General features: G+C 72.4%; 14 protein-coding genes and 1 other RNA gene. 8 read left to right on the top strand and 7 right to left on the bottom strand.

What is annotated here, in order from left to right; translation table 11 throughout:
- The first annotated feature begins 25 nt into the window (after positions 1 to 25).
- The 4 genes from BM288_RS13925 to rnpB all read left to right on the top strand — a co-directional run bounded on the left by BM288_RS13925 (position 26) and on the right by rnpB (position 3,146).
- Positions 26 to 862 carry a Nif3-like dinuclear metal center hexameric protein gene (locus BM288_RS13925; protein ID WP_092919757.1) on the top strand — a complete coding sequence of 279 codons (837 nt, stop codon included), beginning with the start codon at positions 26 to 28 and terminating at the stop codon, positions 860 to 862.
- Positions 853 to 1,593, top strand: coding sequence for a zinc ribbon domain-containing protein (locus BM288_RS13920; protein ID WP_092919755.1), 741 nt, complete (start codon positions 853 to 855; stop codon positions 1,591 to 1,593). The genes BM288_RS13925 and BM288_RS13920 overlap by 10 nt, the downstream gene beginning before the upstream one ends.
- 63 nt (positions 1,594 to 1,656) lie before the next feature.
- Complete coding sequence (locus BM288_RS13915) at positions 1,657 to 2,748, top strand: GNAT family N-acetyltransferase (RefSeq protein WP_092919753.1); 1,092 nt, start codon at positions 1,657 to 1,659, stop codon at positions 2,746 to 2,748.
- A gap of 34 nt (positions 2,749 to 2,782) precedes the next feature.
- An RNA gene (gene rnpB, locus BM288_RS13910) (RNase P RNA component class A) lies at positions 2,783 to 3,146 on the top strand.
- Between the two features lie 60 nt (positions 3,147 to 3,206).
- On the opposite strand, the gene BM288_RS13905 is transcribed toward rnpB, so the two are convergent.
- From BM288_RS13905 to map, 5 genes are all read right to left on the bottom strand, one after another.
- Positions 3,207 to 5,183 carry a PTS fructose transporter subunit IIABC gene (locus BM288_RS13905; RefSeq protein ID WP_092919751.1) on the bottom strand — a complete coding sequence of 659 codons (1,977 nt, stop codon included), beginning with the start codon at positions 5,181 to 5,183 and terminating at the stop codon, positions 3,207 to 3,209.
- Positions 5,183 to 6,178 carry a 1-phosphofructokinase family hexose kinase gene (locus tag BM288_RS13900; protein WP_092919749.1) on the bottom strand — a complete coding sequence of 332 codons (996 nt, stop codon included), beginning with the start codon at positions 6,176 to 6,178 and terminating at the stop codon, positions 5,183 to 5,185. The genes BM288_RS13905 and BM288_RS13900 overlap by 1 nt, the downstream gene beginning before the upstream one ends.
- A complete protein-coding gene (locus tag BM288_RS13895; protein WP_092919747.1) occupies positions 6,175 to 6,960 on the bottom strand; it encodes a DeoR/GlpR family DNA-binding transcription regulator in 786 nt (261 codons plus the stop codon). Before BM288_RS13895 ends, BM288_RS13900 begins: the two co-directional genes overlap by 4 nt.
- A gap of 118 nt (positions 6,961 to 7,078) precedes the next feature.
- Complete coding sequence (gene ppgK, locus BM288_RS13890; RefSeq protein WP_092919745.1) at positions 7,079 to 7,834, bottom strand: polyphosphate--glucose phosphotransferase; 756 nt, start codon at positions 7,832 to 7,834, stop codon at positions 7,079 to 7,081.
- A gap of 46 nt (positions 7,835 to 7,880) precedes the next feature.
- On the bottom strand, positions 7,881 to 8,750 hold the full coding sequence (map, locus tag BM288_RS13885) for a type I methionyl aminopeptidase (protein ID WP_092919743.1): 870 nt from the start codon (positions 8,748 to 8,750) through the stop codon (positions 7,881 to 7,883).
- Between the two features lie 98 nt (positions 8,751 to 8,848).
- On the opposite strand from map, the gene BM288_RS13880 reads away from it, so the two are divergent.
- Both BM288_RS13880 and BM288_RS14520 read left to right on the top strand, forming a co-directional pair.
- Positions 8,849 to 9,043, top strand: coding sequence for a hypothetical protein (locus tag BM288_RS13880; RefSeq protein WP_092919741.1), 195 nt, complete (start codon positions 8,849 to 8,851; stop codon positions 9,041 to 9,043).
- Positions 9,044 to 9,059: 16 nt separating this feature from the next.
- Positions 9,060 to 9,206, top strand: coding sequence for a hypothetical protein (locus BM288_RS14520; RefSeq protein WP_177220397.1), 147 nt, complete (start codon positions 9,060 to 9,062; stop codon positions 9,204 to 9,206).
- A 10-nt stretch (positions 9,207 to 9,216) separates the two neighbouring features.
- Here the strand turns inward: BM288_RS14520 and BM288_RS13875 are convergent, their stop codons facing one another.
- Positions 9,217 to 9,738: a DUF1697 domain-containing protein gene (locus BM288_RS13875; protein WP_177220396.1), complete on the bottom strand. Its 522-nt coding sequence runs from the start codon at positions 9,736 to 9,738 to the stop codon at positions 9,217 to 9,219.
- 16 nt (positions 9,739 to 9,754) lie between these two features.
- Positions 9,755 to 10,636, bottom strand: coding sequence for a 3-methyl-2-oxobutanoate hydroxymethyltransferase (gene panB / locus BM288_RS13870; RefSeq protein ID WP_092919737.1), 882 nt, complete (start codon positions 10,634 to 10,636; stop codon positions 9,755 to 9,757).
- Between the two features lie 97 nt (positions 10,637 to 10,733).
- Between panB and BM288_RS13865 the strand changes: the two genes are divergently transcribed.
- Together BM288_RS13865 and BM288_RS13860 are read left to right on the top strand one after the other, a co-directional pair.
- Positions 10,734 to 12,065: a glutamine synthetase family protein gene (locus BM288_RS13865; protein ID WP_092919735.1), complete on the top strand. Its 1,332-nt coding sequence runs from the start codon at positions 10,734 to 10,736 to the stop codon at positions 12,063 to 12,065.
- Positions 12,066 to 12,068: 3 nt separating this feature from the next.
- A complete protein-coding gene (locus BM288_RS13860; protein ID WP_092919733.1) occupies positions 12,069 to 15,029 on the top strand; it encodes a bifunctional [glutamine synthetase] adenylyltransferase/[glutamine synthetase]-adenylyl-L-tyrosine phosphorylase in 2,961 nt (986 codons plus the stop codon).
- Positions 15,030 to 15,076 lie beyond the last annotated feature (47 nt).

The raw sequence follows: 15,076 nt of genomic DNA, 5'->3' as shown, positions 1-15,076 counted from the left end.
CTCGCGCATCCGTAGGATGGAGTGCATGACCAGCGTCGCCGATGTGCAGCTGGCGGTGGAGTCGCTCTGGCCCGCCGCCACCGCCGAGGACTGGGACGCCGTCGGGCTCGTCGCGGGCGATCCGGCCGACGAGGTGCAGCGCATCCTGCTCGCCGTCGACGCGGTCGGCGCGACCGCCGCCGAGGCTGTCGAGGTCGGCGCCGACCTGCTGCTCGTGCACCATCCGCTGCTGCTGCGCGGCGCCACGAGCGTCGCCGCCACCAACCCCGCTGGCCGCGTGATCACCCGGCTCGTGCGCGAGCGCGTCGCGCTGCTCGCGGCCCACACCAACGCCGACGCGGTCGACCGCGGCACGAGCGGCGAGCTGGCCTCGATGCTCGGCCTGGTCGATGCCGTGCCGATCGTCGTCAACCGGGTGGATGCGGCCAAGGGGCTCGGTCGGGTCGGCGACCTGCCTGCGCCCACGACGCTGGCGCAGCTGGTGCGACGGCTCGCCGAGCTGGTGCCCGCCGTCGCCGGCGGTCTGCGCGCCGCGGGCGCCCCCGAGCGGCAGGTGCGTCGCGTCGCCATCTGCGGCGGCGCGGGCGACTCGCTGCTGCGCGAGCGCGCCGTCACCGGCGCCGACGTCTACATCACGAGCGACCTGCGCCATCACCCGGCGTCCGACGCGAAGGAGCGGCACGCCGCAGGGGAGGGGCCGGCGCTCGTCGACGTCTCCCACTGGGCGAGCGAGTCGCTGTGGCTGCGGCCGGCCGCCGAGCAGCTGCGCGCTGCGCTGCCCGGCGTCGAGGTGCTGGTGAGCGAGATCAGGACAGACCCATGGGACTTCGCGGTCCCGCAGGAGGAGCAGGCATGGCACTGAAGGCGACCCCGAACGACCAGCGGCGACTGCTGACCCTGCAGGAGGCCGACACGCTGATCGTGCGCCTGCAGGGCAAGCTCAGGTCGCTGCCGCAGACGCAGCGCATCGAGGAGCTCGACACCGAGCTGTCGGCGCTGGATCGCACCGTGCTCGAGCGGCTCGGCGCGCACGACGACGCCACTGCGGAGGTCGCCCGCATCGAGAGCGACGTGCAGGTCGTCCGAGCGCGGCTGCAGCGCAACCGCGACCGACTCCCGACGATCACCGACGCCAAGACCGCGACGGCCACCGAGCACGAGAACGAGACGCTCGAGCGCCGCCAGGGCGACCTGGAGGATCTCGAGCTCGAGGCGATGCAGCAGCAGGAGGACGCGGCGACCGCGCTCGCCGAGGCGCGTCGCGAGGCGGAGACGGCGCGGGCCGAGCGCGACCGGCTGGCCGCCGAGCGCGAGCTCGTCGCCGCCGACCTCGAGCAGCAGCTGGAGGCCGCGCGCGGCGAGCGCGGCGAGCGTGCCGCCCAGGTGCCGGCCGATCTGCTGGCGCTCTACGATCGGCAGCGCGAGCGCTACGGCATCGGCGCGACGCTGCTGCAGCGTCGCACCTCGGTCGCCTCCGGCGTCGAGCTGACCGCGGCCGAGCTGCACGAGATCCGCCAGGCGGCCGATGAGGACGTGCTGCTCGACCCGAACTCCTCGGCCATCCTCGTGCGCACGGACGAGAGCGGCATCTAGCCCCACGCATCCGCCCGCCACCGGCGCCCTCGTCGTACGATCTTCAGCGGAGGGGGTGCGCCGATGGACGTGGTGGAGGTCGCCGATGAGGCCGCCCTCGCCGAGTTCATCCGCCTGGGCAGGGCGACCCACGAGGGCCGTGCGGTGCCGCTGCGAGAGCGCACGGTGCGCGCGTGGTTCCGCGGCACCTCGGCCCACCGGCACCCGATCACGCTGCTGCTCGCGCGCGACGACGACGGCAGGCCCGTCGGCCGCGCGATCGTGCACCGGGATGACCGCCTCGATGCCCGGCTCGGCACCCGCGCACTCGTCTTCGGCGCACTCGCGGCACCCGACGCATCCGTCCTCGACGCGCTGCTGGACGACATCGAGCGGCGCGCGGCCGCGGCGGGCGCGAGTGAGCTCTTCGGCCCCGCGCAGCTGCTGCCGAACCAGTCCGGCGGGCTCATCACTGCGGGCTTCGATGAGCGCGGCTTCCCCGACTCGCCGTGGAACCCGGAGTGGATGCCCTCGGCGTTCGAGGCGCGCGGCATGGAGCGCTGGTACGAGGGCGACACCTGGGTGGTCGAGGTGCTCGAGGGCGACGGTCCGAGCGTCGCAGAGCTCGACCGCGCCGGCATCCGCATCGACGAGGTGACGCGCTTCGGGCTCGCGCGCGGGCTGCGGGCGCTGCTGCCGCTGCTCAACGACTCCTTCGCCCAGCTGCCCTACTTCACGCCCTTCACGCGCGACGAGCTGCGGTCGCAGTTCGCGGGCCTGTGGCTGCTGCACGAGCCCGGCCTGTTCCTGATCGCGCGCGACGAGGAGGAGCAGCCGGTGGGGTTCGTCTTCGCGGTGCTCGACGCCACGCCCGTGCTGCAGGACTCCGGAGGCCGCTGGGGAGTCCGCGAGCGGTGGCGGTTCGTGCGGCACCGAAGCGAGCTGCGGTCGGATGCGGTGCTGGTCATCCAGGGTGCGCTGCCGGACGCGCAGGGCAAGGGCATCGTCACGCTGCTGAGCCGCCGCCTGCACGCGAACCTCGCCGACAGCGGCTGCGCGCGGCTGCGCTCGACGCATGTGGGGCGGCAGAATCCCAGCTCGGCCAGGCAGTTCTCGCGCTTCGGCGGCCGGCCGCTGCACGCGACGGCCTACTACCGCAAGCAGCTGCCGCGCTGAGCGGGCCGCTTGCCGGTATCCTGGATGCAGCGAATCGGTCGGCCAGGCGGTCGCGTCGCGGGGCTCCAGCTCCGCGCCGAGGAACGTCCGGGCTCCGCAGAGCAGGGCGGTGGATAACGTCCACCCGGGGCAACCCGCGAGAAAGTGCAACAGAGAGCAGGTCCACCTGCCAGGGCCTTCGGGCCCCGGCAGGCCAGGAGTGAAACGGTGGGGCAAGAGCCCACCAGCGCGGCGTGCGAGCGCCGCGGCTAGGCAAACCTCGCCCGGAGCAAGACCAGACAGCGGATCACGGGGCGGCTCGTCCCATCCGCGGGTAGGTCGCTAGAGGGCCGCAGCAATGCGTCCCGTAGAGAGATGACCGTCCACGACAGAACCCGGCGTATCGGCCGGCCGATTCGCCCGCACGACCGATCGCCCCGAGGCTCATGCCCGGGGCGATCGGTGTCGAGTGGATGCGTTCAGGCGGCCACGAGGGCGGGCTCGGCCTCCGCCGGCGTCGGCGCGCGACGCGCCCAGCGCTTGAGCGCGATGACCGCGAGCGCGGTCACGATCGTGCCGGCGATGATCGCGAGCGTGAACATCAGCAGGTTGCCGATCGCGAAGAAGACGAAGAAGCCGCCGTGCGGCGCCTGGCTGGTGACGCCTGCCGCCATCGAGATGGCACCGGTGGTCGCCGCGCCGAGGATCGATGCGGGGATGACGCGCAGCGGGTCGGCTGCGGCGAACGGGATCGCGCCCTCCGAGATGAACGAGGCGCCCAGCAGCCACGCGGCCTTGCCGTTCTGCTGCTCGGCGGTGGTGAACAGGCGCCGGTCGAGCGCTGTCGCGAGCGCCATGCCCAGCGGCGGCACCATCCCGGCTGCCATGACCGCGGCCATGATCATCCAGGGTGCGGGGTTCTCGGGCGAGCCGGCGCTGAGCCCCGCGACGGCGAAGCCATAGGCGACCTTGTTGATGGGGCCGCCGAGGTCGAAGGCCATCATCGTGCCCAGCAGCAGGCCGAGCAGCACGACGCCGGTGCCCGTGAGCGAGCTCAGCCAGTCGGTCAGGCCCACCATGAGCGCCGCGATCGGGCCGCCCAGCAGCATCACCATGAGGCCGGAGGCGAAGATCGAGGCGAGCAGCGGGATGATCACCACCGGCATCAGGCCGCGCAGCCACTGCGGCACCCGCCAGGTGCCGATCCACCAGGCAGCGAGACCGGCGAGCAGGCCGCCGACGAGTCCGCCGATGAAGCCGGCGCTCATGAGCAGCGCGACCGCACCGGCGACGAAGCCGGGTGCGATGCCGGGTCGGTCGGCGATCGCGTAGGCGATGTAGCCCGCGAGCGCCGGGACCAGGAACGCCATCGATGCGTTGCCGATCGAGAACAGCACCGCGCCCAGGTACTGGCCGAGGCCGCCCTCCGGCAGATCCCAGAGCGCATTCTGGACGATGACGTCTCCCGCGACATCCGTGATCTGGAAGCCGCCGAGCAGGAAGCCCAGCGCGATCAGGAGGCCGCCACCGGCGACGAACGGGATCATGTAGCTCACGCCGGTCAGCAGCGCGCGCTTGACCGAGCCGCCGATCGAGGTCGCGCCCGCCTGCGGCTGCGAGGCCTCGCCCGCGGCGTCACCGGCCAAGCGGGGGCCGGAGGGGTCGTCGGCGTAGCCGAGCGCCTCCGTGATGAGCGCGTCGGGCGCGTCGATGCCGCGCTTGACCGGCACCTGCACGTAGGGCTTGCCGGCGAAGCGGCCGCGTTCGCGCACGTCGACGTCGACCGCGAACACCACCGCGTCGGCTGCCGCGATCACCTCGGGGTCGAGGCGCTTCGTGCCGCTGGAGCCCTGCGTCTCGACCGTGACGCGCACGCCGGCGCGCTCGCCCGCCGCCTGCAGCGCATCCGCCGCCATGTAGGTGTGCGCGATGCCCGTCGGGCAGGCTGTGACCGCGACGATGCTGCGCGCGCCCTGCTCGAGTGCCGGCGCATCGGTCTCGTCCTTGTCGGCGACGACGCCCGCGACGAGGTCGACGACCTCCTGCGGCGAGGCGGCTGAGCGCAGCGCGCCGGTGAACTGCTCGTCGATGAGCGAGCCGGCCAGGCGCGACAGCACGGCGAGGTGCGTCTCGGCGGCCCCGTCGGGCGCCATGATCATGAACACCAGGTCGGCCGGTCCATCAGGGGCGCCGAAGTCGACCGGGGGGTCGAGCCGCGCGAAGGCGAGACTCGGCTCGCGGACCGCCGCCGACTTGCAGTGCGGGATCGCGATGCCGGCCCCCATGCCGGTGGGCGTGAGCGCCTCGCGCTCGAGCACGGCGTCGGCGAGCCCCTCGCCGTCGGCAACGCGGTCGGTGCGCGCGGCACGGGCGGCGAGCGAGCGGATCACCGCCTCCTTGTCGGCGCCGAGGTCGGCGTCGAGCGCGACGAGGTCGGTGGTGAGGATCTGGGGCATCAGTGCTCCTGTGGGTCGGCGGCGGCAGCCGCTGCGGTGGAAGGGATGTCGGTGGTGGTGACGGATGCGACGGCGACGCGGGCGGCGTCGGCGTCGGCAGGTGCGGGGAAGCCCGTGCCGGGCAGCGCGGCGGCGGCGGAGCCGTGCGCGACGGCCTGGCGGAGGCGGCCCGCGGCGTCATCGCCGCGGACGGCGGCGATGAGCCATCCCGCGAGGCTCGCGTCGCCTGCCCCGACGGTGGATCGCACCTCCGTCGGAGGCGGCACGGCGTGCAGCGCGTGCTCGGCGTCAGCCAGGATCGCGCCCGCTCCGCCGAGCGTCAGCAGCACGGTGCCGACGCCGCGCCCCACGAGTGCGCAGGCGGCTGCGGCTGCGTCATCCCGGTCTGCGATGGTGCCCGGTGCGAGGCCGAGCAGCTCCTCGAGCTCTTCGTCGTTCGGTTTGGCGAGGTCGATGCCACCCGCGGCGATGGCTGCTGCGAGCGGTGCGCCGGAGGTGTCGACGGCGATGCGGATCCCGGCGTGCGCCCCGCGCGCGGCACCGATCGCATCCACGATGATCTCGGGGCGGGCGCCCGTCGGCAGGGAGCCCGCGATCACGAGCCAGTCGGCGGCAGCGGCGTTCGCGCGCACCGCGTCGAGCATGGCCACCACGGCGCCCTCGTCGAGGGGTGCGCCGGGCTCGTTGATCTTCGTAGTGGTCCCGTCGGCCTCGGTGAGGGCGATGTTCGTGCGCACGGCTGCTTCCACCGGCACGCAGACGGCGTCGACGCCGTCGGCTGCGAGCATCCCGGCGAAGCGGTCGTCGGCTCCCGCCATCACGATCGCGCGAGCGGGCACGCCGGCAGCGGCGAGCACGCGGGCGACGTTGATGCCCTTGCCCGCAGCCACCTCGTCAGCGGCTGCAGCGGCGCGCTGCACGGCGCCGCGCTCGAGCCGCGACGGCAGCTCGACGGTGCGGTCGATGGAGGGATTGAGGGTGAGCGTGAGGATCATGCGACGAGCACCTCGGAGCCGGCCTCGGCGAGCGCCGCTGCCATCGCACCGTCGGGCGCGGCATCGGTGAGCAGCACGTCGAGCTGCTCGAGGGCGGCGAAGCGGCAGAGCGATGCGGCGCCGAGCTTCGAGCCGTCCGCGAGCAGCGCGACCCTGCGGCCGGCGGCGACGATCGCCATCTTGACCGCGGCCTCGTCGGGGTCGGGGGTGCTGGCACCGGTGCTGTCGAGGCCGTTCGTGCCGAGCACGACGACGTCGGGGCGCAGCGCGGCGATCGCGAGCACGGTCTGTGCGCCGACCGCGGCACCGGTGACGGCGCGGATGCGGCCGCCGATCGCGTGCACCTCGATCGAGGGATGTGCGGCGAGCAGCTGCGCGATCGCGGGGGAGTGCGTGGCGACCACGAGCCGGGGCGCCTGGGTGTGCGGCCAGGTGGCCACCAGTTCGGCGGCGAGGGCCGCGGTGGTCGTGCCCGCGTCGAGCAGCAGGCTGGTCGCGCCCGATGCCAGCAGTCGCTGGCAAGCGAGCCTGGCGATGCGGCGCTTGCCGTCGGCGTTCGCATCAGCGCGCTCGGCGACAGCGGTCTCGATCAGGCTGGAGCGGCTCGCGCTGACCGCACCGCCGTGCACGCGACGGGCGATGCCGGCGCTCTCCAGCGCGTCGAGGTCTCGGCGCACGGTCTCGGCCGTGATGCCGAGCGCCTGTGCGATCTCGGCCACGAGCACTCGGCCCTCGGTCTGGATGCGTGCGGCGATCTCGTCGCGGCGCTGCGTTGCGAGCATGGGTGCCTCCTCGTGAGCACGGTAGCAGGCAAACGCAGAGAAGCACAAGCAATCACAGATAAACCAAGAACGGTTGGTGCAGCGAGCCGCGCGTGCTCAGCCCGGGCCCGCGGGCGGGTCAGACGCCGCGCGCGAGCGCAGCGGCGCCGATGATGCCCGCGTTGTTGCGCAGCATCGCCGGCACGATAGGCGTCTTGAGGTCGAGCAGCGGCAGGAACAGCTCCGACGACTTCGAGACGCCGCCGCCGACCACGAAGAGGTCGGGCGAGAAGATGAACTCGAGGTGGCTGTAGTAGCGCTGCAGCCGCGCCGCCCACGCCTCCCAGCTCAGGCTCTCGCGCTCGCGCGCGCTGTTGGCGGCCTGCGACTCGGCGTTGTGGCCGTCGATCTCGAGGTGGCCGAGCTCGGCGTTGGGGATGAGCACGCCGTTGTAGATCAGCGCGCCGCCGATGCCCGTGCCGAGCGTCGTCATGATGACGAGCCCCGACGCATCCTTCGCGGCGCCGTAGTGGTCCTCGGCGAAGCCCGCGGCATCCGCGTCGTTCGCGAAGTGGATGTCGCGACCGAGCGCCTGCTCGAAGAGATGCTCGGCCTCGAGGCCGATCCACGCCTTCGACACGTTGGCGGCGCTCATGGTGCGGCCGTGGTGCACGATCGCCGGGAAGGTCACCCCGATCGGGGTGTCGTCGGCGACGCCGAGCCGGTCGACGAGCGCGACCACCGCGTCTCGGATCGCGTCCGGCTCGCCTCCCTCGGGCGTCGGCACCTTCACGCGATCGCTCAGCAGCTCGCCGCGCTTGACGTCGACGAGCGCCGCCTTGACGCCGGTTCCGCCGATGTCGACGCCGACCGCCTGGTTCTTCGACTTGCTCACGGCGTCGATCCTGCCACGGAATCGGTTCCGGACGAGGCGCGGGCCGTCAGGTCGAGGGCAGCGTGAGGATCTCGGCGCCGCCCTCACGCACCACGATCGTGTGCTCGAACTGCGCGGTGATCGAGCGATCCTTCGTCACGACCGTCCAGTCATCCGCCCACATCTCCCACTCGTGCGTGCCGAGCGTCAGCATCGGCTCGATCGTGAACACCATGCCCGGCACGATCTCGGCGTCGTAGCGGTCGGTGTCGTAGTGGGGGATGATCAGGCCCGAGTGGAACGAGGTGCCCACGCCGTGCCCGGTGAAGTCGCGCACGACGCCGTAGCCGAACCGCTTCGCGTACATCTCGATCGTGCGGCCGATCACGTTGACGCGCCTGCCCGGCAGTGCCGCCTTGATCGCGCGCCGCAGCGACTCCTCGGTGCGCGCCACCAGCTGCGTCACCTCGTCGCTCGCCTGCCCGGCGATGAACGTGCGGTTCGAGTCACCGTGCACGCCGTCCTTGTAGGCGGTGATGTCGATGTTGACGATGTCGCCCTCCGCGAGCACGGTGTCGTCGGGGATGCCGTGGCAGATGACCTCGTTGACGCTCGAGCAGACCGACTTGGGGAAGCCGCGGTAGCCGAGCGTCGAGGGGTAGGCGCCGTGGCTGGTGACGAAGTCGTGCCCGATGGCGTCGAGCTCGTCGGTGGTGATGCCGGGCCGTACGGCAGCGCCGACGGCGGCGATCGCGTCGGCCGCGATGGTGCCGGCGGCACGGATGCGCTCGATCGCCTCGTCGTCGTACACGTCGCCGCCGGTGTGCTTCGCGGGGCCCGCCTTGCCGACGTACTCGGGCCTGGTGATGGATGGGTCGACCCGGCGCAGCGGGCCGATGCGGCCCGGGAGAAGGTGACCTGAGGCGTCCTTGGGCATGTCCTCCATCCTAGGAGCGAGGCAGCGGCCGAGCCGCGGCGGCAGCGCCGAGCACGTTGTCGGGCGCTGCGCATCCGCTCGGCCTACACTGTGGCCTCATGAACGCTGCCGAGTACTGGTACAACCTCGAGACCGGTGTCGTCGAGGAGGGCATGGTCTCGCCCGGGTACGACCGGGCCGGGCCCTTCGCGACGCGCGATGAGGCCGCCCGCGCGCCCGAGATCATCAAGGAGCGCTCCCGCGCCTGGGCGGCGGAGGATGCCGCTGAGGAGGACTGGGGCAAGGACGATTGATGACATCGCTCGCGAGATGACGAGCGCGGCGCAGGATTTCGTCGACCTCGTTGTGCGGCTGGTCGCGGGATCGAGCGATGACGACTGGCTCGTGCTGTCGATCACCGAATCGGTTGTGCTGTGGCCAGCACTCGAACCGCCGGCCGGTGAGCGCGGCCGCTGAGCATGCCGGATCACGCCGCGGCGAGCACCTTCCGCAGCGTGCGCAGGTTGCGCGTCGTGACGCGGTCGTTCGCGGTGCGCTCGAGCGCCCTCGCGAACGGGCTGGTGAGCGTCGTGCCCTTCGGGTTCGACCAGTGCACGACGCCGGTGCCGCCGCGCTTGCCCGCCGCGATCGACTCGCCGGCGCCGGGCTCGAGCTGCGCGAGCTCGACGGCGACCCCTGGCTCGAGCTCGAACACCACGTAGGGCGTGTGCTCGTCGTCCTCGGCGTGGGGGTAGTCGGCGACGACATCGGCGAGCACGTCGATCGCGATTCCCAGCACCCGGATGCGCCTGCCGTACCGCGCTGCCAGCGCGGCCTCGGCGACCTCGGCCGCGGCCGACGCATCCGTCGCCGTGACCACGGCGTTGCCGCTGGCCAGCACGGTGGCCACCTCACCCATGCCCGCATCGGCGAGGAGTGCGCGCAGGTCGGCAGAGCGCACCGTGACGCCGCCGACGTTCACGCCCCGCAGCAGCAGCGCGATGCGCACGGTGCTCAGCCCCCGGCTACTCGTACTCGTGCTCTGGCGCCGGGTAGGCGCCACTGGCGACATCCTCGCGGAAGGCGACGGCGGCCGCCTCGAGCGTCCGCGCGAGCTGCGCGTACTGCTTGACGAACTTGGGGATGCGGCCGCTGGTCATGCCGGCCCAGTCGCTCCACACCAGCAGCTGGCCGTCGCAGTGCGGACCGGCGCCGACCGAGAGCGTCGGGATAGAGAGCGCCTCGGTGACGAGCTTGGCCGACTCGGAGGGCACCATCTCGAGCACCACCGCGAACGCGCCGGCCTCCTCGACCGCGCGCGCGTCGCGCAGCAGCTGCTCGGCACCCGCCTCGCCGCGGCCCTGGATGACGTGGCCGCCGAGGCCGTGCTCGGACTGGGGCGTGTAGCCGACGTGGCCCATGACGGGGATGCCGGCCTCGACGACGCGGCGGATCTGCTCCGCCGTGCGCTCGCCGCCCTCCATCTTCACTGCGTGTGCACCGGTCTCCTTCATGAAGCGGATCGCGGTGTGCAGCGCCTCGCGGGCGTTGACCTCGTAGGAGCCGAAGGGCATGTCGGCGACCACGAGCGCGCGCTTCGCGGCCCGCGCGACCGCGCGAGTGAGCGGGATGAGCTCGTCGACCGTCACCGGCAGGGTGGTGTCATAGCCGAAGACGGTGTTGCCGGCCGAGTCGCCCACCAGCAGGAAGTCGATGCCCGCGCTGTCGAACACCTGCGCGGAGAGGAAGTCGTAGCTCGTCAGCCCGACGATCTTCAGGCCGTCCTGCTTCGCCTTCTGGAAGTGCCGGATGCGCACGCGCTTCTGGGGCGCGCTCCCGCCGCCATAGGGCGCGGCGGCCTCCTGGGGCTCGCCGGGCGCGGTCTGAGCGCTGTCGCTGAATGCCATGCCACCGAGCCTAACCCGCGCCGCGCGGCGGACGGCTGCGCGCCTCGTTGCGTGCGGCGCGACCACTAGCCTGTGGGAAGGCGAGAGAGGGGCCGGGATGGACAAGCAGCAGGACTTCGTGCTTCGCACGATCGAGGAGCGCGGCGTCAAGTTCGTGCGGCTCTGGTTCACGGATGTGCTGGGCTCGCTCAAGTCCGTCGCGATCGCACCGGCTGAGGTCGAGGGCGCCTTCAGCGAGGGCATGGGCATCGACGGCTCGTCGATCGAGGGCCTCTCGCGCTCGTCGGAGGCGGATGTGATCGCCAAGGCCGACCCCTCGACCTTCCAGGTGCTGCCGTGGCGCGGCGAGACCGACCCCACGGCGCGCATGTTCTGCGACATCTACACGCCCGACGGGGAGCCCGCGGCAGCCGACCCCCGCAACGTGCTCAAGCGCACGCTCGCGAAGGCCGCCGATCGCGGCTTCAGCTTCTACACCCACCCCGAGTGCGAGTTCTACCTGCTGAAGTCGGCCGATGTGCGGCACCCTGAGCCGGTCGACCGCGCCGGCTACTTCGACAACGTGCCCGGCGGCACCGCGCACGACTTCCGCCGCGCATCCGTGCGCATGCTCGAAGACATCGGCATCTCGGTCGAGTTCAGCCACCACGAGGCCGGCCCCGGCCAGAACGAGATCGACCTGCGCTACGCCGACGCGCTCTCGACCGCCGACAACATCATGACCTTCCGCACGATCGTGAAGGAGGTCGCCATCTCCGAGGGCGTCTTCGCCACCTTCATGCCGAAGCCCTTCGAAGGGCAGCCCGGAAGCGGGATGCACACCCACATGTCGCTGTTCGAGGGCGAGCGCAACGCCTTCCACGACCCGAGCGGCAAGTACCAGCTCTCGAAGATGGGGCGCCAGTTCGTCGCCGGGCTGCTGCACCACGCGCCTGAGTTCACCGCCGTCACGAACCAGTTCGTCAACTCGTACAAGCGACTGTGGGCCGGCGATGAGGCGCCCAGCTTCGTCAGCTGGGGCCACAACAATCGCTCGGCGCTCGTGCGCGTGCCGCTGTCGAAGCCGAACAAGGCGCAGTCGGCCCGTGTCGAGTACCGCGGGCTCGACTCGGCGGCGAACCCCTACCTGGCGTTCTCGGTGCTGATGGCCGCCGGGCTCAAGGGCATCGAGGAGGGCTACGAGCTGCCCGACGAGGCGGTGGAGGACATCTGGCAGCTCTCCGACAAGGAGCGCCGCGCGCTCGGCTACACGCCACTGCCGACCAGCCTCGACGCGGCGCTGACCGCGATGGAGGAGTCGGAGCTCGTCGCCGAGACGCTGGGCGAGAAGGTCTTCTCGTTCTTCCTGCGCAACAAGCGCGAGGACTGGCGCAACTACCGCAACCAGGTCACCAGGGTCGAGCTCGAGTCGAACCTGCTCTCGCTCTGACGCATGCGCATCCCCTCGCCGCGGACGCGCCTGGCGCGCCTGGGGTATCGCGAGCCCGGCGCGGCCGAGGCCTGCCGGCAGGAGCTGCCTGAGGCGCTGCGGGGCCTGGTCGACGAGTGCGCCCGCACGGCTGATCCCGACACTGCGCTGCAGATGCTCGTGCGACTGGTGCGGGCCCATGGGGAGTCGACACAGGTCGATCTGACGGATGCGCTGGGTGACGACGCAGCGCGGACGTCGCTGCTGCGGGTGCTCGGGGGGTCGCAGGGCATCGCCGAGCACCTGGAGCGGCACCCGGAGGATCTCGACGTCGTCATGCGCCCGCAGGAGTCGGAGGGCGCGGCCGCCTATCGCGCGAGCCTGCTGGAGGCGGTGGGCGCGCAGCAGCAGGGGCGGGAGCCGCTCGCGGCGACGCTGCCCCACGCGGAGGCGGTCGCCGCGATGCGCGGCCGCTACCGCAGGCATCTGGCGGAGCTGGTCGCGTGGGACCTTGCGCTCGACGACCCGAAGGAGCGCGTCGACACCGTCTCGGCGGCGCTGGCCGATCTCGCCTCGGCCGCGCTCGAGGCGGGCATCGCCATCGCCCGCGCCGTCGCGCGCGAGCGCTTCGGCACCGTGGCCGATCGCGTGCAGCTGGCCGTGATCGGCATGGGCAAGACCGGCGCCCGCGAGCTCAACTACCTGAGCGACGTCGACGTCATCTGGGTGCACGGCGTGGCAGCCGGTGCTGAGGGCGACGACGAGCTCGACGAGAGCAGGGTGACGCAGATCGCCACGCTGCTCGCGCGCGAGACCACCGCGGCCTGCGAGCAGTACCAGGCCGCACCGCCGCTGTGGGAGGTCGACGCCAACCTGCGCCCGGAGGGCAAGGACGGCGCGCTCACCCGCACCCTCGCATCCCACGTCGCCTACTACGAGCGCTGGGCGAAGTCGTGGGAGTTCCAGGCGCTGCTGAAGGCGCGACCGATCGCCGGCGATGCCGAGCTGGGCGCCGCGTACGACGCGGCCGTGCGCTCGCTGGTGTGGGAGTCCTCCAGCCGCGACGGCTTCGTCGACTCGGTGCAGCGGATGCGCGAGCGGGTCACGGAGCACATCCCGGCAGACGAGGTGGGCCGGCAGCTGAAGCTCGGCCCCGGGGGTCTGCGCGACATCGAGTTCACGGTCCAGCTGCTGCAGCTCGTGCACGGCGCCGACGATCCCTCGCTGCGGCAGCGCGGCACGCTCGAGGCGCTCGACGCGCTTGCAGTCAGGGGGATCGTGGGCCGAACCGATCGCGACGAGTTCAGCGACCACTACCGCTTCCTGCGCGTGCTCGAGCACCGCATTCAGTTTTGGCGCATGCGCCGCACCCACCTGATGCCCGTGGACGACGACGAGCTGCGCAGGCTCGCCCGCACTGCCCGCATCGACAGCGCCGAGGAGCTGGTGGCGCAGTGGCAGGCCGTTCGGCGGGCGGTGCGCAGCCTGCACGAGCGCATCTTCTACCGCCCGCTGCTCGGCGCGGTCGCCTCGCTCGACCGCGACGACGTGCAGCTGACGCCCGAGGCTGCGCAGCGACGCCTGCAGGCATCGGGCTACGTCGATCCGAAGGGCGCGCTCGGCCACATCGCCGAGCTCACGGCCGGCCACTCCCGTCGCGCGCAGATCCAGCGGCTGCTGCTGCCGGTGCTGCTGGGCTGGTTCGCCGAGGGCGCGGTGCCAGACATGGGGCTGCTGGCGTTCCGGCGGCTCAGCGAGGCCCTGGGTGAGAGCCCCTGGTTCCTGCGCATGCTGCGCGACTCGCCTGTGGCGGCGCGCAGGCTCACGAATCTGCTCTCGTCGTCGCGGCTGATCGGCTCGCTCATGGAGCGCATCCCCGAGTCGGCCTCCTGGCTCGACGGCGACGAGCAGCTGCGGCCGCGATCGGAGGAGGCGATGCGCGGGGAGGCCGCGGCCGTGCTCACCCGGCACAAGGGAGACCCCGAGGCGCTGCAGCGGGCGCTGCGCGGCCTGCGCCGCCGCGAGCATCTGCGGGTGGCCATAGCCAGTGCCCTGCAGCGCATCGACGAGACGGGGGTCGGCGCTGCGCTCACCGCGATCGCCGCGGCGCTCGTCGACGCCGCCGTCACGCTCCACCGCCCTGAGGGGCTCGAGCTCGCCATCATCACCATGGGCCGCACCGGTGGCCGCGAGATCGGCTTCGGCAGCGACATCGACGTCATGCACGTCGCGCGCGGCGGCGACGACCCGGTCGCAGCCGCGACCACCGTGGTGCGCAAGGTGCAGGAGACGCTCAACGATCCGACGCTGCCGTTCGAGCTGGATGCTGGACTGCGACCCGAGGGGCGCCAGGGGCCGCTGGTGCGCACGGTGGACAGCTACCGCGCGTACTACGACCGCTGGTCGGAGCCCTGGGAGGCGCAGGCGCTGCTGCGCGCGCGGCCGTTCGCCGGTGATGCGGGCCTCGCGGATGAGTTGATGGCGATCATCGACGAGCTCCGGTACCCGGCAGAGTTCCCGGCCTCATCGGTGCGGGAGGTGCGCCGCATCAAGGCGCGCGTGGAAGCCGAGCGGCTGCCGCAGGCTGCCGATCGGCGCCGCCACCTGAAGCTCGGCGACGGGGCGCTCAGCGACGTCGAGTGGCTCGTGCAGCTGCTGCAGCTGCGCCACGCGGGGCACGAGGCGAGCCTGCGCACCACGTCGACGCTGGAGGCGCTCGCTGCGGCGGCCCGAGCCGATCTCATCTCCGAACCCGATGCGCAGGTGCTGCGCGATGCCTGGGTGCTGGCTACGCGCATCCGCAATGCTCTCGCGCTCGCGCGAGCCCGCTCGATCGATCTGCTGCCGGAGGACCGCGGCGAGCTCGAGGCCGTCGCCCGGCTGCTGGGCATGCCTGCCGGCTCCGCCGCCGCCCTGGAGGAGCGGTACCTCGCGGTCACCCGCCGGGCGCGCCGCGTCTTCGATCACCGCTTCTACGACGACTGAGATTCAACGGCCGTGCCGCACGCACGTGTCGAATATCTGCACATCGG

Source organism: Agrococcus baldri, from assembly GCA_900114805.1.
GTDB lineage: Bacteria > Actinomycetota > Actinomycetes > Actinomycetales > Microbacteriaceae > Agrococcus > Agrococcus baldri.
The sequence above is the reverse complement of the archived record's forward strand: the minus strand, read 5'-3'. Positions and strand labels throughout refer to the sequence as shown.

Coding starts and splice junctions, on each gene's coding strand:
- BM288_RS13925 (WP_092919757.1), top strand. CDS start 26: ATGACCAGCGTCGCCGATGTGCAGCTGGCGGTGGAGTCGCTCTGGCCC.
- BM288_RS13920 (WP_092919755.1), top strand. CDS start 853: ATGGCACTGAAGGCGACCCCGAACGACCAGCGGCGACTGCTGACCCTG.
- BM288_RS13915 (WP_092919753.1), top strand. CDS start 1,657: ATGGACGTGGTGGAGGTCGCCGATGAGGCCGCCCTCGCCGAGTTCATC.
- BM288_RS13905 (WP_092919751.1), bottom strand. CDS start 5,183: ATGCCCCAGATCCTCACCACCGACCTCGTCGCGCTCGACGCCGACCTC.
- BM288_RS13900 (WP_092919749.1), bottom strand. CDS start 6,178: ATGATCCTCACGCTCACCCTCAATCCCTCCATCGACCGCACCGTCGAG.
- BM288_RS13895 (WP_092919747.1), bottom strand. CDS start 6,960: ATGCTCGCAACGCAGCGCCGCGACGAGATCGCCGCACGCATCCAGACC.
- map (WP_092919743.1), bottom strand. CDS start 8,750: ATGCCCAAGGACGCCTCAGGTCACCTTCTCCCGGGCCGCATCGGCCCG.
- BM288_RS13880 (WP_092919741.1), top strand. CDS start 8,849: ATGAACGCTGCCGAGTACTGGTACAACCTCGAGACCGGTGTCGTCGAG.
- BM288_RS14520 (WP_177220397.1), top strand. CDS start 9,060: ATGACGAGCGCGGCGCAGGATTTCGTCGACCTCGTTGTGCGGCTGGTC.
- panB (WP_092919737.1), bottom strand. CDS start 10,636: ATGGCATTCAGCGACAGCGCTCAGACCGCGCCCGGCGAGCCCCAGGAG.
- BM288_RS13865 (WP_092919735.1), top strand. CDS start 10,734: ATGGACAAGCAGCAGGACTTCGTGCTTCGCACGATCGAGGAGCGCGGC.
- BM288_RS13860 (WP_092919733.1), top strand. CDS start 12,069: ATGCGCATCCCCTCGCCGCGGACGCGCCTGGCGCGCCTGGGGTATCGC.